20 protein-coding genes are annotated in these 23033 nt (G+C 35.1%); 11 read left to right on the forward strand and 9 right to left on the reverse strand.

Annotated features, from left to right (window positions below):
• Positions 1 to 67 precede the first annotated feature (67 nt).
• The 3 genes from R1X58_RS03065 to R1X58_RS03075 all read left to right on the forward strand — a co-directional run bounded on the left by R1X58_RS03065 (position 68) and on the right by R1X58_RS03075 (position 1352).
• Positions 68 to 427, forward strand: a complete 360-nt coding sequence (locus R1X58_RS03065) for a DUF779 domain-containing protein (protein ID WP_240571885.1) — start codon at positions 68 to 70, stop codon at positions 425 to 427.
• A gap of 105 nt (positions 428 to 532) precedes the next feature.
• Positions 533 to 1084, forward strand: coding sequence for a sigma-70 family RNA polymerase sigma factor (locus R1X58_RS03070; RefSeq protein ID WP_240571886.1), 552 nt, complete (start codon positions 533 to 535; stop codon positions 1082 to 1084).
• Between the two features lies 1 nt (position 1085).
• Positions 1086 to 1352, forward strand: a complete 267-nt coding sequence (locus tag R1X58_RS03075) for a hypothetical protein (RefSeq protein ID WP_240571887.1) — start codon at positions 1086 to 1088, stop codon at positions 1350 to 1352.
• Here R1X58_RS03075 and R1X58_RS03080 read toward each other — a convergent pair.
• Positions 1345 to 2178, reverse strand: a complete 834-nt coding sequence (locus R1X58_RS03080; protein ID WP_240571888.1) for a UbiA prenyltransferase family protein — start codon at positions 2176 to 2178, stop codon at positions 1345 to 1347. The genes R1X58_RS03075 and R1X58_RS03080 overlap by 8 nt on opposite strands.
• Before the next feature lie 121 nt (positions 2179 to 2299).
• Here R1X58_RS03080 and gcvP point away from each other — a divergent pair, with 121 nt between their 5' ends.
• The 5 genes from gcvP (at position 2300) to R1X58_RS03105 (ending at position 8015) form a co-directional block, all read left to right on the forward strand.
• Entirely contained in the window at positions 2300 to 5149 is a 2850-nt protein-coding gene (gcvP, locus tag R1X58_RS03085) for an aminomethyl-transferring glycine dehydrogenase (RefSeq protein WP_240571889.1), read from the forward strand.
• A gap of 101 nt (positions 5150 to 5250) precedes the next feature.
• Complete coding sequence (locus R1X58_RS03090; RefSeq protein WP_240571890.1) at positions 5251 to 6309, forward strand: 3-oxoacyl-ACP synthase III family protein; 1059 nt, start codon at positions 5251 to 5253, stop codon at positions 6307 to 6309.
• Positions 6310 to 6335: 26 nt separating this feature from the next.
• Positions 6336 to 6857, forward strand: a complete 522-nt coding sequence (locus R1X58_RS03095; RefSeq protein WP_240571891.1) for a class I SAM-dependent methyltransferase — start codon at positions 6336 to 6338, stop codon at positions 6855 to 6857.
• A gap of 24 nt (positions 6858 to 6881) precedes the next feature.
• Positions 6882 to 7730, forward strand: coding sequence for a glycosyltransferase family 2 protein (locus R1X58_RS03100; protein ID WP_240571892.1), 849 nt, complete (start codon positions 6882 to 6884; stop codon positions 7728 to 7730).
• Between the two features lie 66 nt (positions 7731 to 7796).
• Positions 7797 to 8015 carry a hypothetical protein gene (locus R1X58_RS03105; protein WP_240571893.1) on the forward strand — a complete coding sequence of 73 codons (219 nt, stop codon included), beginning with the start codon at positions 7797 to 7799 and terminating at the stop codon, positions 8013 to 8015.
• Here R1X58_RS03105 and R1X58_RS03110 read toward each other — a convergent pair.
• Entirely contained in the window at positions 8012 to 8818 is an 807-nt protein-coding gene (locus R1X58_RS03110) for a DNA/RNA non-specific endonuclease (protein ID WP_240571894.1), read from the reverse strand. The genes R1X58_RS03105 and R1X58_RS03110 overlap by 4 nt on opposite strands.
• Position 8819: 1 nt before the next feature.
• Positions 8820 to 10490: an alkaline phosphatase PafA gene (pafA, locus tag R1X58_RS03115; RefSeq protein WP_240571895.1), complete on the reverse strand. Its 1671-nt coding sequence runs from the start codon at positions 10488 to 10490 to the stop codon at positions 8820 to 8822.
• A gap of 110 nt (positions 10491 to 10600) precedes the next feature.
• On the opposite strand from pafA, the gene R1X58_RS03120 reads away from it, so the two are divergent.
• Positions 10601 to 11338 (forward strand): MlaE family ABC transporter permease, encoded by a 738-nt coding sequence (locus tag R1X58_RS03120; protein ID WP_240571896.1) that lies wholly within the window; start codon positions 10601 to 10603, stop codon positions 11336 to 11338.
• The gene (locus R1X58_RS03125; RefSeq protein ID WP_240571897.1) at positions 11338 to 12105 is read left to right on the forward strand and encodes an ABC transporter ATP-binding protein; all 768 of its coding nucleotides are present in this window, start codon (positions 11338 to 11340) and stop codon (positions 12103 to 12105) included. The genes R1X58_RS03120 and R1X58_RS03125 overlap by 1 nt, the downstream gene beginning before the upstream one ends.
• Before the next feature lie 36 nt (positions 12106 to 12141).
• On the opposite strand, the gene R1X58_RS03130 is transcribed toward R1X58_RS03125, so the two are convergent.
• The 3 genes from R1X58_RS03130 to R1X58_RS03140 all read right to left on the reverse strand — a co-directional run bounded on the left by R1X58_RS03130 (position 12142) and on the right by R1X58_RS03140 (position 15472).
• Positions 12142 to 13629: a DUF389 domain-containing protein gene (locus R1X58_RS03130; RefSeq protein WP_240571898.1), complete on the reverse strand. Its 1488-nt coding sequence runs from the start codon at positions 13627 to 13629 to the stop codon at positions 12142 to 12144.
• Between the two features lie 105 nt (positions 13630 to 13734).
• On the reverse strand, positions 13735 to 14814 hold the full coding sequence (locus R1X58_RS03135; RefSeq protein WP_240571899.1) for a mannose-1-phosphate guanylyltransferase: 1080 nt from the start codon (positions 14812 to 14814) through the stop codon (positions 13735 to 13737).
• A gap of 55 nt (positions 14815 to 14869) precedes the next feature.
• Positions 14870 to 15472, reverse strand: coding sequence for a SprT-like domain-containing protein (locus tag R1X58_RS03140; protein ID WP_240571900.1), 603 nt, complete (start codon positions 15470 to 15472; stop codon positions 14870 to 14872).
• Between the two features lie 244 nt (positions 15473 to 15716).
• Between R1X58_RS03140 and R1X58_RS03145 the strand changes: the two genes are divergently transcribed.
• Positions 15717 to 18221 (forward strand): pectate lyase family protein, encoded by a 2505-nt coding sequence (locus R1X58_RS03145; RefSeq protein ID WP_240571901.1) that lies wholly within the window; start codon positions 15717 to 15719, stop codon positions 18219 to 18221.
• 57 nt (positions 18222 to 18278) lie between these two features.
• Here R1X58_RS03145 and R1X58_RS03150 read toward each other — a convergent pair whose 3' ends face one another.
• Genes R1X58_RS03150 through R1X58_RS03160 form a run of 3 tightly spaced genes read right to left on the reverse strand, consistent with a single transcriptional unit; the run spans position 18279 to position 22902 of the window.
• Positions 18279 to 18917: an HAD family hydrolase gene (locus tag R1X58_RS03150; RefSeq protein WP_240571902.1), complete on the reverse strand. Its 639-nt coding sequence runs from the start codon at positions 18915 to 18917 to the stop codon at positions 18279 to 18281.
• A gap of 3 nt (positions 18918 to 18920) precedes the next feature.
• Entirely contained in the window at positions 18921 to 22181 is a 3261-nt protein-coding gene (locus R1X58_RS03155) for a T9SS type B sorting domain-containing protein (protein WP_240571903.1), read from the reverse strand.
• Between the two features lie 37 nt (positions 22182 to 22218).
• Positions 22219 to 22902, reverse strand: a complete 684-nt coding sequence (locus tag R1X58_RS03160) for an SDR family NAD(P)-dependent oxidoreductase (RefSeq protein WP_240571904.1) — start codon at positions 22900 to 22902, stop codon at positions 22219 to 22221.
• Positions 22903 to 23033 lie beyond the last annotated feature (131 nt).

Here is a 23033-nt window from a genome sequence, read left to right on the forward strand (position 1 = left end):
TAGGGTGACTACCTTAATGCAGAGGTCGGATTATTGCTCGATTCGGCCTCTCATTAATTCTATTATTATGGAACGCATTGCAATAACAGAAGAAGCCGCTAAAGTGGTTAATCAATTAAAAGCGAAACATGGTGAACTTATTTTTCATCAAAGTGGTGGCTGTTGTGACGGTTCTTCTCCAATGATTTTTGAAAAAGACGATATGTATCTCGATGAAAGCGATATTCTTCTTGGCACGTTAGAAGGCGTTAACTTCTACATGAATCAAGACCAGTTTGAATATTGGAAACATACCCACCTTACAGTTGACATCACAAAAGGCCGAGGTGCCAGTTTTTCGTTGGAAATTCCTTTAGGACTTCGTTTTATTATTCATTCCCGATTATTAACCGATGAAGAAAATGCCGTTTTAAATCCGAAAACCTAAATCCATTTTTTCTATTTATACTTTAAATTTACTTCCTTCTTCTTAAAGTAGAAGAATCCATTTTTTTATTCTATTTTTGGTAGGCATCAACAAATAGCCTGACCAATGTCTGACCATAAAATTAATCCGAATAAGTGGATCGATTTATATTCCGATTACCTCTACAATTACACGATTTCACGTGTTAACGACAGAGAGGTTGCTCAGGATTTAGTTCAAGATACTTTTTTTGCCGGATTAAAATCGATGAAAAACTTTAAAGGAGAATCGAGCGAGCGTACCTGGCTGATTTCCATTTTAAAGCGAAAAATAATTGATTACTACCGCAAGATTAATTCAAATAAAGGTCAAGCCGAAGTGCGCATGACCTTCAACACCGATGAAGACGAAGGTGACTGGTTGGAAGAGCGCGTTGCCGATCCGTTCGATAAAACAGCTGAAGACGCCATGGAAAACACCGAGCTTGGTGATGCTATTTACAACTGCCTGAGTAAACTACCTGAAAAGCAAGCTCAGGTGTTTAGAATGAAAACTATAGAAGGACAAGATACCGAAGTTATTTGTAATGAACTCAATATCACTGCGTCTAACCTTTGGGTTATTATTCACAGAGCACGTACGGCAATGGCAGAATGTTTAAAAGAAAATTGGTTTTAATATGAGTAGCAAAAATAACAGTACAAACCCTTGTCTTAAAGCAAACCACGTTTGCGATAAAGCACAATACGAAGAAGCTTCACTTTGGGAAAAACTAAAATTAAACATTCACCTGGCACTATGCCCTTGCTGCAGAAACTACACTAAAAACAACAAAAAACTGACTGAAGTTATAAAATCTTCAAACGTTAAATGTATGGACAAAACGTGTAAGGAAGCACTGAAAGCAAAATTCGATAAAGCTTTAAAAGAACAGGAAATCAGTTAAACATTAGTAAAAGTAACAGCCATAAAATGGGTAATCCTTCCACCCAAAACGAGCAATAATAAGGCCCTTGTTTAACTTCGGCATACTTCACAAAAAACAAAGTTATTGCACTTATTAAAAACATCACGAGCAAACTCCCCGAAGCTATGCTATCTTTAAAAAACTCCATCATATAAAAAACGCCAAGTAACAGCATCCCCATAATTTTTGTTTGCTGTACCCCTATTTTCTGCGGAATGGTAGCCAACTTTAAGCTATCGTATTTTAAATCGCGAATTTCAAAAGGTAACATGATTACAATAATAAAAATCCAGCGCTGAATAGCTGTTAAAATAACATCGCTATCTATGCCGTAATCGTTATTAATTACAGGTAAGAATACGGTAACACCTGTCCAAACCAACGCAATTAGGTACACCTTTAATCCTCCTATATTTCTTAAATTTTGTTTACTGTCCAGATAAAATCTTCTGGGCAAAAATGGAATCGCGTAAAAGAACGTTACCACTCCAAATCCGGCTATAAAAAGTAAGGTTTCCAACTTCAGTTTCAACACATAATAACACATCAACACGAAGCAAAAAAAGGACAATATTTGTATCGCTTTCAACCAGTTAGACAAACCCCTGTGATGAAACCTGGCAATACCAAAATACTTTACAAAATTATAACCTGTAACCGATGCAAAGAATACAAAAATGATAAGGTTTTTATCTAATATCAAATGAAATTCCAACAAGGTAATCCATGTTAACGCCACCACTGCACAGGCCACATGAAAACTACTATTGATATAGAAATTCAGGAGTTGCTTAAAAACTTTCATAACACAAATGTAAACAAAGTGTTAAAGTTAATAGCCTGTGAATAAAAACACCCCCTTTTAGACAAGAAAACACACTTAATATTATGTACTTTTGCGGAATATTTAACAAAATTCAATTTTAATGAATACAAACGCTTTCGCATTGCGTCACATTGGGCCTAGAGAAGAGGATCAAAACCAAATGTTACAAACTATTGGTGTGGACTCTTTAGACCAGTTGATTTACGAAACTTTACCGGATGATATTAAGTTAAAAAATGGTTTAAACTTAGATGAACCTATGTCTGAGTATGAGTACGCTGCTCATATTATGGAATTAGGTAAAAAGAACAAAGTTTTCAAATCGTATATCGGTTTAGGGTACCACCCAACTATCGTTCCTGCTGCAATTCAAAGAAACATCTTCGAAAATCCAGGATGGTATACGGCTTACACGCCTTACCAAGCCGAAATCGCACAAGGACGTTTAGAGGCTATCTTAAACTTCCAGACTGTAGTTACAGAACTATCAGGAATGGAAATTGCAAATGCTTCGTTACTTGACGAAGGAACTGCAGCTGCAGAAGCTATGTCATTATTGTTCGACGTAAGAACACGTGACCAAAAGAAAAATAAGGTGAATAAATTCTTCGTTTCTGAAGAAATTTTACCACAGACTTTATCTATATTACAAACGCGTTCTACTCCAGTTGGAATTGAATTAGTTGTTGGAAACCACGAAACTTTCGATTTCTCTAACGAATTCTTTGGTGCTATCCTTCAATATCCTGGTAAATACGGCCAAGTAAACGACTATAGTTCATTTATCGCTAAAGCTGCAGAAAATGACATTAAAGTGGCAGTTGCTGCTGATATTTTATCATTAGCTACATTAACTTCTCCAGGAGAAATGGGAGCTGCTGTTGTTGTAGGTACTACACAACGTTTTGGTGTACCAATGGGTTACGGTGGACCTCACGCAGGTTACTTTGCAACGAAAGAAGAATACAAACGTTCTATGCCAGGTCGTATCATCGGTGTTTCTATCGATGCCAACGGAAACCGTGCATTACGTATGGCTTTAGGAACTCGTGAGCAACACATTAAACGTGAAAAAGCAACTTCAAACATCTGTACTGCTCAGGTATTATTAGCTGTTATGGCTGGTATGTACGCTGTTTACCACGGTCCAAAAGGATTACAATACATCGCAAATAAAGTGCACGCTTCGGCTGTAACAACTGCCGATGCTTTAAATAAATTAGGTGTTTATCAAACGAATACCGCATATTTTGATACCATTTTAGTAAAAGCTGACGCTCAAAAAGTAAAAGCTGTTGCTGAAAAAAACGAAGTTAACTTCTTCTATGTAGATGCAGAAACGATTTCAATCTCATTCAACGAAACAACTTCAATAAAAGACATCAACCAAATCATCGCGATTTTTGCTGAAGCATTAGGTAAAGAGGCTTTCACAGTTACTGAATTATCGACTGCCAGCAAATTACCAGCTTCTTTAGAAAGAACATCGTCTTTCTTAACGCATGATGTTTTCAATAACCATCACTCTGAAAGTCAGTTGATGCGTTACATCAAAAAATTAGAGCGTAAAGATTTATCATTGAATCACTCAATGATTTCTTTAGGTTCTTGTACCATGAAATTAAATGCTGCTTCTGAAATGTTGCCATTATCAATGCCAAACTGGAACAGCATTCACCCATTCGCTCCAATTGATCAGGCAGAAGGTTACATTACTATGCTTAAAAAATTAGAGCAACAGTTAAACGTAATCACAGGATTTGCTGGTACAACGTTACAACCAAACTCAGGAGCTCAAGGAGAGTATGCTGGTTTAATGGCTATCCGTGCTTACCACATGTCTCGTGGTGAAGGACACCGTAACGTATGTTTAATTCCATCATCGGCTCACGGAACAAACCCTGCTTCTGCAGCTATGGCTGGAATGAAAATTATCGTTACTAAAACAACTCCAGAAGGAAATATCGATGTTGAAGATTTAAGAGCAAAAGCTATTGAACACAAAGATGATTTATCTTGTTTAATGGTAACGTACCCTTCAACTCACGGAGTTTACGAATCATCTATCATTGAAATAACACAATTAATCCACGATAACGGCGGATTAGTTTATATGGATGGTGCTAACATGAATGCTCAAGTAGGTTTAACAAACCCTGCTACAATTGGAGCTGACGTTTGTCACTTAAACTTACACAAAACATTTGCTATCCCTCACGGTGGTGGTGGACCAGGAGTTGGACCAATTTGTGTGAATGAAAAATTAGTTCCTTTCTTACCAACTAACCCAATCTTAAACGTTGGTGGTGAGCAAGCTATCACTGCTATTTCATCGGCGCCTTACGGATCGGCTTTAGTATGTTTAATCTCTTATGGTTATATCACCATGATGGGTGCTGAAGGATTAAAAAGCGCTACTGAACATGCTATTTTGAATGCAAACTATATGAAAGCTCGTTTTGAAGGGCACTACCCTATTCTTTATACAGGAGAATGTGGAAGAGCGGCTCACGAAATGATTTTAGATTGTCGTGAATTTAAACAAAACGGAATTGAAGTGGGTGATATCGCTAAGCGTTTAATGGACTACGGTTTCCACGCGCCAACAGTATCATTCCCGGTAGCTGGAACATTAATGATTGAGCCTACTGAATCTGAAGATTTAGCTGAGTTAGATCGTTTTTGTGATGCTATGATTTCAATCAGAAAAGAAATCGATGCTGCTACTGCTGATGATAAAAACAACGTATTGAAAAATGCACCTCATACATTAGCTATGTTAACAGCAGATACCTGGGATTTACCATATTCAAGAGAAACTGCTGCTTACCCATTAGATTATATCGCTGATAATAAATTCTGGCCAAGCGTAAGACGTGTAGACGATGCCTTTGGAGACAGAAATTTAGTTTGTTCTTGTGCGCCTATTGAAGCTTATATTGAAGCTTAAAACAGGCGTTGAACATCGTAAAATAATTTAAAATTGAATTTGCCTTTTATTGAAAGCTTGTATCTTGGTATACCTGCTACAATAAAAGGCATTTTCTTTTTATGAATATTAAAATTACAGGCTCTGGAAGCTACATTCCGGATACTATAGAAAAAAACGACGCTTTCCATCAACACCAATTTCTTAACACCGATGGATCGGTTATTAACCACCCTAACGAAGTTATTATTGAAAAGTTTAAAGCCATTACAGGCATTGCTGAACGTCGTTATGCCAAACCCCATTTAAACTCTTCAGATTTAGGATTTTTTGCTGCCGAACGCGCCATTGCTGATGCGAAAATAGACCCTGAAACTTTAGATTACATTATTGTAGCACACAACTTCGGTGATGTAAAACACGGTACCATACAAAGTGATGTTTTACCTTCTTTAGCTTCCCGTATTAAACATAGCTTACGCATTAAAAACCCGAAATGTATCGCTTACGATATTCTTTTTGGCTGTCCCGGTTGGATAGAAGGTGTTATTCAAGCGCAAGCGTTCATAAAAGCCGGTATGGCGAAACGCTGTTTGGTTATCGGATCGGAAACCTTATCTCGTGTCGTAGACAAGCACGATAGAGATTCTATGATTTTTTCCGATGGTGCCGGCGCAACAATTATTGAAGCTACCAATGACGAAGGTGGTATTTTAGCCCATGAAACAGCAAGCTTCACTTATGATGAGGCATACTTCCTCTACTTTGGAAATTCAAATAACCAAGCTTTAGATAAAGACACCCGTTACATTAAAATGGATGGTCGTAAAATTTACGAATTCGCCCTGACTAATGTTCCTAAAGCTATGCAAAGCTGTCTAGATGCCAGTGGTGTCGACATTAAAGACGTTAAGAAAATTTTCATCCATCAGGCCAATGAAAAAATGGATGAAGCCATTTTAAAACGCTTTTATCGATTATATCGCACCGAAATTCCGAAACATATTATGCCTATGAGTATACAAACTTTAGGTAATAGTTCGGTTGCTACGGTTCCTACACTGTTTGATTTGGTAAAGAACAATAAATTAGAAAACCATAGCCTTAACAAAGGTGATGTTATTATATTTGCAAGTGTTGGTGCAGGAATGCATATTAACGCTATTGTTTACAAATATTAATAACACCGCTAAAGCGGAAATGCCAAATGTACGAAAACACATTTCCAAACAAACGCTTTAAACATACACTGGAATTTCTAAGAAAACATATATCAACCTCTGAAACGATTTTAGATTTAGGGGTTGTTAATCCCTTTTCTGAAATCATGTCGCAACAAGGCTACACTGTTGAAAACACTAAAGGTGAAGATTTAGATCTGGACACCTCAACTATTGACAATTCATCTGCAGATGTCGTAACTGCCTTTGAAATTTTCGAGCATCTCTTATCCCCTTTTACGGTTTTAAAATCTATTAAAGCGGATAAACTGGTAGCTAGTGTTCCTCTTAAATTATGGTTTTCATCAGCATACAGAAGTAAAACAGATATGCTAGACAGACATTACCATGAATTTGAAGACTGGCAATTCGACTGGTTACTGGAAAAAGCCGGATGGAAAATTATTGACCGTCAAAAATGGACCAATCCAACAAAAAAAATAGGGATTCGCCCTATGCTTCGTTGGTTTACGCCAAGATATTATATTGTTTATGCTGAAAGAATTTAACTTTGAAAACCTAAAACTTCAATTTTGAATTTCTACATCATCATACCAGCGCATAACGAAGAGGATTCTATCGGCTTAACTTTAGAATCTTTAACCAAACAAACCTTACTCCCTAAACGGGTTGTAATTGTTAACGATAATTCTACCGATGGCACGCAAGCTATTGTAGAATCTTATGCCGCAAAACACAATTGGGTTCAATTGGTAAATTCACAGTCCTCAAACCAACACTTACCGGGTTCTAAAATTATTAATGCCTTTTATAAAGGTTACCAGGTTCTAGATGAAGATTACGACATTATTTGTAAGTTCGATGCCGACCTGATTTTCCCTGAAAACTATTTAGAGCAAATCGCCAATCATTTTAAAAACACCCCTAAGTTAGGAATGGCTGCAGGCTTCTGCTATATCGAAAAAAATGGGGATTGGATTTTAGAAAATTTAACTAACAAAGATCACATTCGTGGCGCTTTAAAAGCCTATACCAAAGACTGTTTTCTGCAAATAGGCAAACTAAAGCCTTCAATGGGTTGGGATACGGTAGATGAGCTGTTGGCGAAATATTATGGCTGGTCAATTTTAACAGACGAATCGTTACATGTTAAGCATTTAAAACCTACCGGAATCAGTTACAATAAAGCCTCAAAATACTTGCAAGGTGAAGCCATGTATAAAATGCGTTACGGTTTTACCATTACTTTAATTTCGGCACTAAAATTAGCATATAAAAAGAAAAGTGTTTCGCTATTTAGAGATTACATGGCTGGCTATTTTAAAGCAAAACACAATAATATTGAACCATTAGTTTCCGTTGAAGAAGGACAATTTATTCGCGACTTGCGATGGAAAGGTATGCTGAATAAGTTCAGTTAAAATTAACACTTTGCTTATTCATAAAAAAAATTAATTTGAACCTATATTCAAAATAGCATTTGTAAGATGAAAACTTTGGGACTTATACTCCTTTTCCTTTTTAGTTTTGGTGTTATATTCATCACTAAAGAACAATCAAAACCAAAGATTGTAAAGGTAAAAGAAGCAAACGCACAACAAGAATGTAGTACTTCAAACACCCCTGAAGAACATATTGGATGTTGTATAAGTTCTGGACGAGGTGCTTATATTCTTGGACAGCAAACGGAATCTGTTCAACCTTAAAAACTCCAATTTTTATAACTGCTTGAGGCTTCCAGTTTATTTTCAATAGCATCATCAAGTTCTGGAAAGAAGTCTATTCCTGTAAGCTTTTCTATAGAATCTACAGAAACAACAAAGTCATATAACGGTTTGTTTGAATCTTTATGCGGCATTAAAAAGGCTATCATTTTAGGTTGCCCCGAATTCATATCAATCAACACTTTGTAAAACTGATTTGGCACAGCCACATGTTCACTTCCGATAGTTCTTAAACCTTTTTCTAAAACCCCTCCGGTAACCACAAACACACCATCATACTTATTAGCCCAATATCTTACTTTCTGTTCCAGAGTATTCCAAATACCAGCATTAAATTGATGTTCCTGCGGCGTAATATTACTGGTTAAAAAAGTTTCATCATGTGCCGCCTGACTGTAGCGCCGATCTCCTGCAGGACATAAATGCCCTTTATCGTAACCTGAATTCTTATAGTTGCGCCAACTTGCCGCACCAGTTTTTACTGCATCATCAATTTCAAAATACGGACGCTTAAAATTTGTATTTGATAAATGCGCCTTTTTTAATTCGTAAGCTACCCATTCAGCCTGTTCATAGGCTTCATTATAACTTAACGAATACCCATCATGATGTACTATTTGTCCCGTTGTACTTGTTGGCAAAAAATATTCGTTAGTTTCGGTTTTAACGATTTTCCCTTGCTCTATGGTTTCAGCCTTTTCTTCTTCTTTTAAAAAGTGTTCGTAACCGTAAACACCTAAAACAAGTACAACGGTAAATAGCGTGTATATACTTTTGTTTTTCAAATTACTCTAAAACAAATTCTAAAGGTTTTCCAATAATAGCGCCGTTAGGAAAGCTAATGTCTAACAAAGCAGACATAGTTGGGGCAATATCGGTGATTTCGGTTTTATCAAAAGTTTGTCCATGCTTAATACCCTTTCCAAAGAATAGTAACGGCACGTGGGTATCATAATCGAAACCTGAACCATGGGTAGATCCTTTTCTTCCATAGGAAATATATGCGGCGTTGTATTCGAAAATGATATCTCCCGAACGCTTTTGATTGTATCCTTTTTGAAACAAAGCTTCAAGACCAATTGGGAACGAGGTTGTACTCATAGTTGTTGCAGAATACGCTTTGTAAATATTCTCGTAACCAATAATTTCATTCACTAAAGTTTCCTGAACATCTTCTAACTCTAAATTCATTTCAGCAATTTTAGCACGGTCTAAAAAGATTTGATTATTACTGATATTCTCAATAAAGTTTGCTCCGTATTTGTTTTGTAAAAAGCTTTCCATTTGTGCTCTTTCTTCCTTTGTATTCACATAACCCGCCGGAATTTTCACGCTTTGTAAATAAGCAGGAACATCAACTGCTGCATGATCGGCAGTTAAGAACACCGTATAGTTTCCTTTACCCACTTTTTCATCTAAAGCCTTATAAAAACGTTCTAAATCTAAATCTAAACGAATGTAAGTATCTTCAATTTCTTTAGAGTTTACACCGAAATTATGTCCAACATAATCGGTACTTGAAAAACTAACCGTTAACACATCTGTATGCTCATCTTGCCCTAATTGTTCTCCGGTTAATGCTGCAATGGCAAAATCTGCTACAATGCTGTTTCCGTAAGCTGTTGCTTTAATAATATCGAATCCGCCGTTTTTATCTTTTAACACATTTAAATCGTATGGAAAAGTTGCTGTTTCTTTTCCTTCAAAACCTTCTTCAAAATCGTTTAAGTCGGTTCCGCTTTCGGTATAGGTTTCAATATTGTAATAGGTATCCCAAGGCTTTAAATACGATTCAGCCGCATCAGATTTATTGAAATCTTTTACCCACTGTGGTAAATCGTTCATATAATATGTACTTGAAATAAAATCGCCCTGATCTTTTCCGTAGAACCAATAGGCAGCATTCGCTGAATGTCCTGCTGGTAAAATGGCTCCACGATCTTTTACCGAAACTCCAATTGATTTTCCTCGCATTTGCGTAAACAATCTATTTTCATCTGCGAACGTGGTGGTTAACATACGGTGTGGCGACATTTTTCCTGCGCTACTTGTTGTTCCTACCGGATTTACGCTTTCGTCTCCGGCACAATACACCGATTTTTTCAAATCTTTATCATACCAATCGTTAGCTATAATACCGTGATATTTTGGTGTTGTACCAGAAAATACAGAAGCATGACCGGGTGCTGTTTTTGTTGGCACATAATTAAAATGATTATTCTTGCAGTTAAATCCTTCATTCATCATGCGTTTAAATCCGCCTTCGCCATATTTGTTATAAAAACGCGTTAAGTAATCGTAACGCATTTGATCTACGATAATTCCAACAACCAATTTAGGCTTATGCGTAAAGTAATAAGACGATTTTTCAGTAGTTTGTGGCACCTTAGGCTGCTCCTGTGCTTTACACGCCATTACAAATATTGCGACTGATAAAAGAGTGGAAATTTTTTTCATGATAAAATTTTTATAAAGATGCCAAAAATACTCGTTAAATGAAATCATAATTTAAATTTAACGTTAATTACCTGTTACTTTTTTTTACTTTAGCACTATTAAATTTGCATATGACTTATCTACACAATATTGGCGCATATTCTTTAATGGTTGTTAATATGTTTCGCAAACCAACTAAGTGGTCGGTAATGAAAACTTTAATACTTAAAGATGTTGACGATTTAGTTATAGGCTCCTTAGGTATTGTTGCCTTTATTTCATTTTTCGTTGGTGGTGTTATTACTATTCAAACCGCATTAAACATTGACAATCCTTTAATTCCGAAATACCTTGTAGGTTTTGCTACCAGGCAATCTATAATTTTAGAATTTGCTCCTACGTTTACTTCTATTATTATGGCAGGAAAAGTGGGATCTTTCATAACATCAAGTATTGGAACCATGCGTGTTACCGAACAAATTGATGCTTTAGAAGTTATGGGAATTAACTCTTTAAACTACCTTGTGTTTCCTAAAACTGTAGCCTTAATGCTTTACCCATTTGTAATTGCTATTGGTATGTTTTTAGGGATTTTAGGCGGAATTGCAGCTGGTGTTTTTGGAGGCTTTACATCGCTAGAAGATTATATCCTAGGTATACAAACCGATTTTACGCCATTTCACGTTACTTACGCCTTTATAAAAACTTTTGTATTTGCTTTTGTTTTAGCTACCATACCATCGTTTTACGGGTATTATATGAAAGGTGGCGCTCTTGAAGTTGGTAAAGCCAGTACAACCTCGTTTGTATGGACCAGTGTTGTTATTATTGTATTAAACTATTTACTAACCCAAATGCTATTGAGTTAATGATTGAGGTTAAAGATTTACATAAATCGTTCGGAGACACGGAAATTCTAAAAGGTATTACAACTACTTTTGAACAAGGAAAAACCAACCTTATCATTGGGCAAAGTGGTTCGGGTAAAACTGTATTTTTAAAATGCTTATTAGGCCTTTTTGAATACGAAGAAGGTTCTATTGCTTACGACGGAAAGATATTTTCTCGATTATCTGATGCTCAAAAACGTGATTTACGCGCCGAAATAGGTATGGTATTTCAAGGCAGTGCGTTATTCGATTCTATGACCATTGCGCAAAACGTAATGTTCCCGCTAAAAATGTTTACCAAGCAAAGTAAAAGCGAAATGGAAGATCGCGTAAACTTTGTTTTAAAGCGAGTAAAACTTGAAAATGCACACAACAAAATGCCGAGTGAAGCTTCCGGAGGTATGCAAAAACGTGTTGCTATTGCTCGTGCCATAGTTAATAACCCTAAATATTTGTTTTGTGACGAACCAAACTCTGGATTAGACCCAAAAACTTCTATAGTTATCGACAATTTAATTCAGGAGATAACAGACGAATATAAAATTGTTACAGTTATCAACTCTCACGATATGAACTCGGTGATGGAAATAGGTGAAAAAATCGTATTTCTTAAAAATGGTTATAAAGAATGGGAAGGTTCTAAAGAGACCATCTTTAAAACCGATAATGCATCGGTAACAGACTTTGTTTACTCGTCAAACTTATTTAAAAAAGTAAGACGTATGTACATTGAAGAAAACGAGTAATTCCTTTTAAATTTCACATAAAAATAAACCCGACTACTATTGTCGGGTTACAACTAAACTATCCAGTTTATATTTTTGTCTTAGCCATTTTTCAAGTTTCTCCTGCTGACTGGCAATATCCTTTTCCTTTATTTTTTTAGTGTCCCACTTCGCTGTAATAACCGATAAGGTATCTGTTTTATTAAAGTTTGACGTAATGACACTTGAATACGATAATTTATCTATACCATCATACAGAATTTTCACTTCCTTAGTTAATTCATCAAACGGAATTTGTAAACGTTCTAATTTTTCTAAACTTTTTAGTTTACTTTCAAGAAATACAATTTTTTGAGATTGCCCCAGTAAATCAATAGAGTCTCTGTAACGAATTTGTTCCATATACTTTAGGTTATCCAAATTCTTACTTTTATTCTGATTAAAGATTAAACTACTGCTTTTTAAGGCATCATATTGTAGCATTCTATCCTTTAATAAAGCAATGGTGCTTTCCGGAACCTCATCTAATCCGAAGGTGTTTAATTCTATTGCCGACGGCACTTTTTTATCTTCAGAATACCTGTACGAAGCATTTTTTCTAATATACTCGGCATGAGGTAATGCTGCTAATTCCCTTTTAATGAAATTACGGGCATCTACTTCAAAACGACTTTGCTGCAAAACGTTTATAAACGTCCAAATGGCCGGAATCATTACTACAATAGCCAAAGTCATCGCAAATCGACTAATACGTCTGCGTCTGGCTGAATTGGCATATTTAAGCATTGGGAATTTTAAAACCTTCAACACTAAAAAGGTTGCCAATGCAATAAAAATAGTATTGATAATAAAAAGATAAAGCGCTCCCAAAGCATAACGACCTCCTTTAGCAAAATCCTGTTCGAAAGCGACAGACAATCCATAACCAACGGTACATAACGGAGGCATTAACGCCGTAGCAATCGCTACACCAAAAATTACAGATGCAATGGTTCCTTTTTTAGTTCTGGCAATAATTAAAGCCGAACCACCAAAAAATGCGATAAGCACATCTCGAATATCAGGTTGCGTGCGTGCCAATAGCTCTGAAGACTCTTCACTTAAAGGGAAAAACCAGAAAAACAGGAAGGCAGTAATCACACTCAATACAATCATCACCCCAAAATTGACTAATGATTTCCGAAGTGTATCAATATCATTAATAGATACCGAAAGACCAATACCTAAAATAGGGCCCATTAACGGCGATATTAACATGGCACCAATAACAACTGCGGTTGAATTCGCATTAAGTCCAATAGATGCCACAAAGATGGAACAGACTAAAATCCAAGCCGTAGCTCCTTTAAACGGAATATCGTTCTTTATTGCCTGAATCGTGGCTTCTCTATCGGTATCATCACGGAAATCGAGTAATTCACTAAAAAAGCGTTTAATACTTAAAAGCAGGCCCTGAGCGTCCTTTTTAACAGCTTCTTTTCGTTCATCAACAATATGTTCCTTTTTTTGTTCTTCCTCAGAAAAACTGAACTTGTTTTCTTCCATTGGTGTGAGATTACTAGTAATACACTAAGATAAAAAATAAATGGTTCGGTTATTAATCTTTTCAATTAAAAACCGAACCATTATAATTCTGTATTATTTTGACACCTATCCGTACTGCTCGCCGTAAGTATCTTTTACCTTTTTAAGCACTTGTTTTATATCCTGTTCTTTGGCCTTTGGATAAATAAGCAACACATCCTCTTTATCTACAATAATATAATCTTCTAAACCATCAACAACAACAATTTTATTATTTTTAGTTCTAATCATGTTCCCTGAAGCATCCTCGGTAAGCGTTCTGGCATTAACTACAGCATTATTAGCACTGTCTTTACCCAACTTATCGTATAAACTTCCCCAGGTTCCTAAATCATTCCAATCGAACTCAGCTGCAATTACATACACATTTTTAGAGGTTTCCATAACCGCATAATCCACCGAAATATTATCTGCTAATGGATAGTTTTCAGCAATAAACGCTTTTTCGGCTTCAGTGTTATAAGTCTCAATACCTTTTTCGAAATGCGCATATAAGCCCGGCTGATTATTTTTAAACGCTTCAACCACACTTTTCACACTCCACATAAAGATACCCGCATTCCACAAAAAATTCCCTTGCTCTATAAAAGCCTTAGCCGTTTCATAATCTGGCTTTTCTCTAAACTGATTTACCGATTTTATATCTTCAGTTGAAGATTTATCAAATTCGATATAACCATATCCAGTATTTGGAAATGTTGGCTGAATACCTAATGTCATCAAGGCATCATGCTTTTCGCAAAAGCTAAAGGCCTGCTCCACATTTTTAGTAAAAGCGGCTTCATCTTCAATCCAGTGATCACTTGGGGCCACAATCATAACGGCATCTGGATTCTCTTTCTGAATTTTTAAAGAGGCATATAATATACATGGAGCTGTATTTCGCATGGCTGGTTCTAAAACCACCTGACGCTGATTGACTTCAGGTAACTGTTCTAACACTAAATCGTTATAACGTTCGTTGGTTAAGATGAAAATATTCTCTTTTGGAATTAATCGTGATAAACGTTGAAATGTTTTTTGAATAAGGGTATCACCCGTTCCCAGCATGTCGTGAAACTGCTTTGGAAATTCTTCTGTACTTACGGGCCAAAACCTAGATCCTACTCCTCCTGCCATTAATATGGCATAATAATTTTTATTCATTTATGTTGATTTTGTTTAAAGCCAATATATTTTTCAACATTTTATTTACCTTAAACTAATTATTGGTTACTAATTCTACTTCTGCATTTGGATTAAACAAATACAACCGTCCGGTTTTAACTTCAACACATTCAAAACGCTTGGTTCGTTTACCACTCATTTTAAAAACCCGCCCGTTGTAAAGTTTAAATATGCTCCCTAAAGGCACTTCAAATATATAAGTTTTGTCGTTAGCTTCATCAAACTGTTTTAATGCTAACGCTAAATTAACATCAGTATCGCTAGACGCTTTAGGGTTTTTAAAATGCCTTGCTAACAAAGGCAAAAGACTATCTGGAAAAATTTCAGGATTCAAAAATGGTAACATTAAATGCTGAAAGGTTCTCTTCCATTCTATTCCGTGTGGTTTAATCAATCTGCCATAAGTCCTGTAAGCTTCAAAATGAGCAATCTCATGAATTAAGGTTATTAAAAACCGGTATTCATTTAAGTTTGAGTTTACGGTAATTTGATGCTTGCCGTTTGGCAATCTCATGTAATCCCCATGACGGGTTTTACGCTCCTTTTTTACTTTAACAACTAAATCATCATGATTTAAAAGACTTATAACTTGTGGAATAGCATTTACCGGAATGTAATCTTGAAGTTTTTCATGCATATACACAAAAATAAGGGTTTTATTTTAAAGTGTTAATAAAAGTAAGCGTTTTTAAAACCTCTTAAAAAAGCACTCAAACAATATCTAAAACTTTAAGTCAATGTATTTCATCGGTTTTCTGATTTTTTTTTCATTCATATTAAAAAAAATCATACATTTAAGGTAATCGATTACAATATAAAATTAACTAACCACTAATTCATTTGTAATCAACTAAACTACAAACTAATAAGACATTAAATTAATGATGAAAAAATTACTTTTCTCCTTATCTCTTCTGCTGTCGGTAAATTTAGGATTTGCTCAAACAGTAACTATTGATGAATCTGCTGGTTGGCTTGAATCAGCCTATCTAAAATGGCAACCCGTAACTGATGCCGAAAGCTACAATGTGTATTTTAGCGGCGAGGGTATTACAGACCAAAAAATTGACGATCAGCTTATTCGAAATTACGGAAGCTATTTTCGTGCAGATATTTTGGGTTTAAAAGCCGGAAGTTACACCTTTAAAGTTGCTCCTGTTATTTCTGGTTCGGAAGGCACAACTACATCTACTGGTGTTATTAATGTAGAAGCTCATGACCGAACAGGCTTTGCCTTTTCTAATAATCGTGTTCCAGGAGCTTATAAAATGGACGGTACACCAAAAGACAATGCTGTTATTTTGTACATCACAGAAAATTCAAAAAACACTATTGAACTGAATGTTACTGGAGCTAACAGTAATCCATGTGTTGGACTTCAAACCATTTTAGATGGTTTTAAAAAAGGTAATGATACCCGCCCTTTAATTGTTAGACTAATAGGACAAATTACAGATTTCGACTATATGCTTAACGGCGATATTGTCATTGAAAATAAACAAAATGCTTCAAGCCATATTACCTTTGAGGGTGTTGGAAACGATGCTGTTTCTGACGGCTGGGGAATACGCGTTAAGAACGCAACCAATATTGAAATTAGAAACATCGGCTCCATGAACTGTAACAGTAGTGAAGGTGATAATATTGGACTTCAACAGGACAACGACTATATCTGGGTTCATAACGTAGATTTCTTTTATGGTGATGCTGGAGGTGATGCCGACCAAGCTAAAGGAGATGGCGCCTTAGACTGTAAACGCTCTACCTACGTAACGTTTTCATATAATCACTTTTGGGATTCAGGTAAATCCAACTTATTAGGTTTAAGTGAAGATACTACAGATGGATTGTATATTACCTACCATCACAACTGGTATGACCACTCCGATTCTCGTCATCCTCGTGTGCGTTTTTATTCGGCCCATGTTTATAATAATTATTACGATGGAAACTCTAAATACGGGGTTGGTTCTACCAATGGTTCTTCTGTATTTGTGGAAGCTAATTATTTCAGAAACTGTAAATATCCTATGTTAACCTCCATGCAAGGGTCTGATGTATACAATTCATCTACCGGAACTAATGATTATGCAAATTACCCAACCTTTTCAAAAGAAGATGGAGGTACTATAAAAGCCTTTAACAACTATATTACCGGAGCAAATCGTTTTGTTCCTTACGGAGACACAAACTACCCTAATCCCACAGTAGATTTTGATGCCTATGTTGCTTCAACAAGAGAAGAATCTATAAGCAATACGGTTACTTCTGCTTACGGAACAAATACCTACAACAATTTTGACACTAACACAGGCGTTATGTACAGCTACACACCTGACACGCCAGAAGATGCAAAAACAAAAGTAATGCAATATTCAGGACGTATGCACAACGGAGACTTTAGCTGGACGTTTAACAATGCTGTTGATGATACCTCATATGATGTTAATACGGCTTTAAAAAGTGCATTAACTAATTATTCCTCATCTCTTGTTTCTGTTCAAGGTGAAACTGGACCAGACCCTGAAATAATATTGACGGCCAATGCTGGTGATGCTTTAGTAGAATTAAGCTGGCAAGTTAACAATTATACTGCCTCTGCATATGAAATATTCAGAGACACCGATTCTGATCCAACTGGACGTGTTAAAATCACAGATATTAACGACGCCAACACTTTAAGTTATTCAGATAATACAGCTTTAAATGATGTAACCTACTATTACTGGGTGGTAGCCGATGGGAACATTGAATCGAATTCTGATTCAGCAACACCTACAGAAGGAGGAACTGTAAATGCGGGAGAGGAAGTTCATAACTTTACAATTTCAGGTTTGGTTAGCACCTATTACACCATTGTTGGAAACTTGTCAACTACAAAAGGTACTGTAAATTATAACGGGCTCACCTTAACGCAATGTTTAAAAATAGAATCGGCAACAAGTATCACCTTTACAACTAACCTTGCAGGTACTTTAACTTTAGTTTTTAACTCTGATTTTTCAGGAAGAATAAAAATTGATGGTGTTGATTATAATGCCACTGCCGGAATTGTTGAAATAACATTACAACCAGGCGAACACACTATTTCGAAAACAGATGTTGCCAACCTATTCTACGCAAGTTATCAAACCAGCTCATTAGGTACTGCTGAATTTGAAGCTAATAAATTCAAACTTTATCCTAACCCTGTAGATAATCTGCTTTATTTTTCTGTTAATTCCAAAATTGAAAAAATAGAAATTTATAATATGTTAGGTATGTTAGTTAAAACATTTAAATCGACTGAAAACAATATAGATGTCAATGATTTAACATCCGGAAGTTACTTAGTAAAAATTTATACAGAACTAGGAACTTCTGATAAAATAATATTAAAAAAATAATTAATATGAATAAAAAACCGCGATATAAAAAATTGGATATCGCGGTTTTTTTATCTATTACAGAATCATTCCGATTAAATCGTCCATACTCTGAAACGTTTGATTTGCTAATCCTTCTAGGTCATTATAATAATCATGTTCTGTATAACCAAAAACATCGAAGCCACCATTTTTAGCGCCTTGAACACCTAATTTACTATCCTCAATTACCAGACAATCTTCCGGCTTAAATCCCATAGTTTTTGCGGCAAGTAAAAACACATCGGGTTCTGGTTTCCATTTTCCAATGGTATAACAGCTAAATATTTTACCTTCAAAGGCATCTAAAAGTCCAACTAAACCAAGATTTAATCGAATTTTCTCAACCGTACCACTTGAAGCGACACAAAACGGGATATTTAATTGACTAATAACCTCCTTTATTCCTTTAATTGGCTGAACCGATTCGGTAAATTGTCTATCCAATTCTGTTCTATAATCCTTTTCAAAGCTATCAGGAACAGGCTCTGTTACCAATGTTTTAATAAGATCTAAACAATGCCTAAAATGACTGCCCTTAAAATATTTCATGGCATAATTTAAATCGATATTAGCTCCATACCGATTAGCCATATCTACCAACAATTGATTACTTATAACTTCGGTATCGACCAAAACACCATCACAATCAAAAATAATACACTTGTATTTTTTCATTTTTTATATTCTTAACGAAAAATGTCCTTTAAATTCATTCTCCTCATCTAACTTAACAATGAACCAGTAATCTGTTGCCATCATTTTCTTTCCATTAAACGTCCCATCCCACCCGTTACTTGATGCTCCAAATTGTTTAATAAATTTACCATACCTATCATAAATAAAGATTTTAGCATTGGGATAATTCGGTATTCCTTTTATTTGCCAAAAATCGTTAAAACCATCATTATTAGGTGTAAAATATTTAGGATAATCGACAATTGTCACTGAACTAAAGTCTTCTCCACAGCCTAACTTATCTTTTACAGTTACCGAATAAATTCCTCCTTGAACATTACTAAACAAATTACTGTTTTGATAATTTAAACCGTCTATTGAGTATTCAAAATCTCCATCACCTGAAGCTATAATTTCTATATAGTTGCGATCGGATAATTCTGCAAAATCAACACGCTCTATCTTTGGAAGTACAGAACGTACTAACTCAAAACTATAACTATTTTCACAATATATTCCATTTGTATTTTCACCTATTATTAATGTATAATTTCCTGCCTTTTCTAATTTTACAACGTTTGATGAAGAAATCGTTGTACCATCTTGATATTTCCATACATAATTATCAAATACTTCCTTTACATACAATTCTAAAAATGGTTCAAGATTACATAGAAAATAACTTTCTTCTAAGTCAACTTTTGGTAATTCATTTACAAACAGATTAAAATTGGTTTCTGAAAAACATAAATTATTAATTGCATTTTCAACCCTAACTGTAATGTTTTGCGACCAAGGTTTTATATTCCTATAGTTCGAAGATATTGTCATTGTTATGTCGTTTCCATTTTCATCAAAATAAAATACATTTAAGTTACTTTGATTCCCTATTACAGTATTTTTTAAATCACTCAAATCAAAATAACCAAAACCACCTTCTTCATCACAAGCATAAATATCTGAAGGCGTATTTATTTGAGGTTTATTTGAAGTCCTTAAAAGCAATGGCATATCTGCATAACACTCGGTAGTAGTATTTAAAACGCGTACAGTTAAAACCTCTTGAAAAAATACTGTATTTGTGTACGGATTTGGTAAAGGGCTAGGCAATTGTTTTCCGTCTGCATCAAAATACTGGACTTCAAATCCTGTTTGATTTCCTATGGCTTCTTCTTCCACTTGAGCGGTATCAAAATACTCGGAAATACCATCGCCATTATCATCACAACCTATTAGTTCATTTAAAGCATTTGCTATTGGTAACGGGTTAACGATTAATTTAAACGTTGCTTCAGAACTACATTTTGTATCGGTATTTAAAACTTTAAAAGTTATTTCTTCTTGATTAATGACCGTGTTTTTTACAAATTCTAAATCACTCTCAATTGGCATTCCATTTTGATGATAAAACTCCACCTGAATATTAAATTCACTACCTATAATATCTTCCTTTAACTTTTTTAAATTAAAATCGGTAAAACCATCATAATCATCATCACAAACAGTCAAATCATCTATAACTGATAAATCTGGCAAGGTGTTTACAATAAAATCGAAAGATGTTTCAGAATAACAGCAAGGATTATCTTTATGTGAAACACGAACTAATATGGTTTCTCTATCTTTAACGGTATTAGTAAATGGATTGGGTAGTGTACTATACTTGTTTCCTGAACCATCAATATAAGTAATTACTTTATCGACTTGTCCTCCTAATATATAGGATTCAATATTCGACACATCAAAATCAGAAGAAAACCCGGGATTCCCCTCATCTTCACAGCCAAATATATTATCTATTCCATAAGCTGTTGGAGGTTCTTTAACATCGATGGTTTCTTTTAATACTTCAACATTACCATTATTTCCAGTTACTGTTACTGTTATGGTGTACGTTCCATCTTCTGAAAAATCATGAAATGGGGATAAATCGGTAGATGTATTATCTAAGCCTGAATTAGGGTCTCCAAAATCCCAAGCTACTGATGCTATTTCTTCTTTTTTCTCAACACTAAATTCTTTTAAAAACTCTGAACAAATATTAGAAATATTCATTTCGAAATTATTGGTAACATGATTGACGCTTCCTGTAACATTAATGTAAAAATTAGCCTCTTCATAGCCTAACTCTGCTTCTGCATCCTTAAATTCCATAAACGGCACGCAACCTCCACTATAAGATTTTATCCAAGAGACTCCTCTATCACCAATTGAACCAGCAATGAAAGCTGCTCCACTACTATAACTTGGTAACTGAATTACTTCCACTAAAACCCTTTCAACATCTTTGGGTACAACTATAGATGTTTCAAATTCAACATTAAAAAGCCTAGGACTAATCCCACTAAAATAAGGAATATCTATAGTTTGACTTTTACCTATCAGATCTGCTTCTGAAAATGATTCAGGAAAATTATCATCTATTTTAAAAATTCTAAACTCCAAAACAGTTCCCCACCCAGCTGAACTAAGAGCAACTTGACCAGTATTAATAGAATATTCTTCATTAGTACTTATCCCAAAATCTTTCAAATAAAAATCTCTCGACCAACTCATTCCACCCCAGCTACAGCTAAACACTCTTTTATATTCAATAAAATCGCAGGTGTTATGATTTAAAGTTGTTGTCCCTCCAATACCCTTATTATTAAAGGTTACACCAGTAACATTAATATAAAAATTAGCATTTGGAACTGGGTTATTAAGTTCAGATACTTTCGTTAAGCCATAATTTTCATCGCAACCATGGTACCAAGATTCTCCAGAATCTTCCTGTGTTCCTGCAATTACAACCCTAGCAGATTCAGGATTATAAAAATCAACATTCTTATGAACTGTTACCAGTATTCTTTCTGTTCCGGCAGGCACAACGATAGGTTCATCAAAATCTTTTTGAATAATTTCTGGTGATCCCTTAATCTCTGGGGCTATCCCAATACTACGGGTTCCTAAAACAGTTCTTGGGTATAATGATTGAAAAAACACTGGAAAACTATCATCTATACTATAAACACTAACTTGTAAAGTGGCTCCTGTATTAGATTCACTTAAAGCCACTTGTAGAGATTTAATTAAAAACTGTTCATTAGCTGCAATTCCAAAATCTGATAATTTAAAAATTTTCGACCAACCTTCATCTCTATCTTCACACGAAAACATACCTGTATCTATAGGCACATTACCCACATTATGAGTTAATGTAATTTCTTGAGCTAGTAGATTTATTGTAACAAAACAAATTACAACAGACAGAATTTTCTTCATATAAGCTAAAATAGAAAAAGGGCAATAATTAAAAAAACTATGGTGTAGAATTAGACACCTGTAACATTTTACCGTTATAGTATTTATGTCCGGTTAATGAAAAGTGGAAAATATATTCTGCCATTTCTAAAGCTGAAGTTGAGGCCTGGTAACCAGGAAAAGCTTCTTCTAACATTTCTGTTTGTACGGCTCCAAGAGCTAATACGTTAAAGGAAATTCCAGATTCTTTATACTCTTCGGCTAACAATTCTGTAAGGGTAATTACAGCACCTTTACTTGAACTATATGCAGCCAATCCGGGAAACTTCATACTGCCCTGGACACCGCCCATAGAACTAATAGTTACCGCATGACTTTTGGCTTTCATAAAAGGTAAAACTACTCTGGTTAATTCAGCAACACCAAAAACATTGGTTTTATAAACCGCTTCAAAATCATTCATTGTAATTTCAGAAAACGGTTTATTAACAAGCATACCGGCATTGTTGATTAAAACATCCACTTGTTGCCAATTGGTAGTTATAAAATCTTCAACTTGTTTATAAGATTCAGCATTACTTAAGTCAAACGAAAATGCCGTTACATTCTCCAGATTTAAATGAGCTATTGGTTTTTCATTCCGCGAAAGCGCCAATACCTTATGTCCTGCTTTGGCAAACAATTGAACCAATTCAAAACCAATCCCTCTACTTGTTCCTGTTATAATGACATTTTTTTGCATCTCTTTGAATTTGTGGATAAAGATAAAAAAGTTCAATATGCCACTAAAATTTAAACCTTAGTATTTATTATTGTTGTATTACATCGAATAGAATTGCATAACTAACTGCAAATCATTAATTTGTATGAAAA

Origin of the sequence: Aestuariibaculum lutulentum (assembly GCF_032926325.1) — a bacterium.
Taxonomy (GTDB): domain Bacteria; phylum Bacteroidota; class Bacteroidia; order Flavobacteriales; family Flavobacteriaceae; genus Aestuariibaculum; species Aestuariibaculum lutulentum.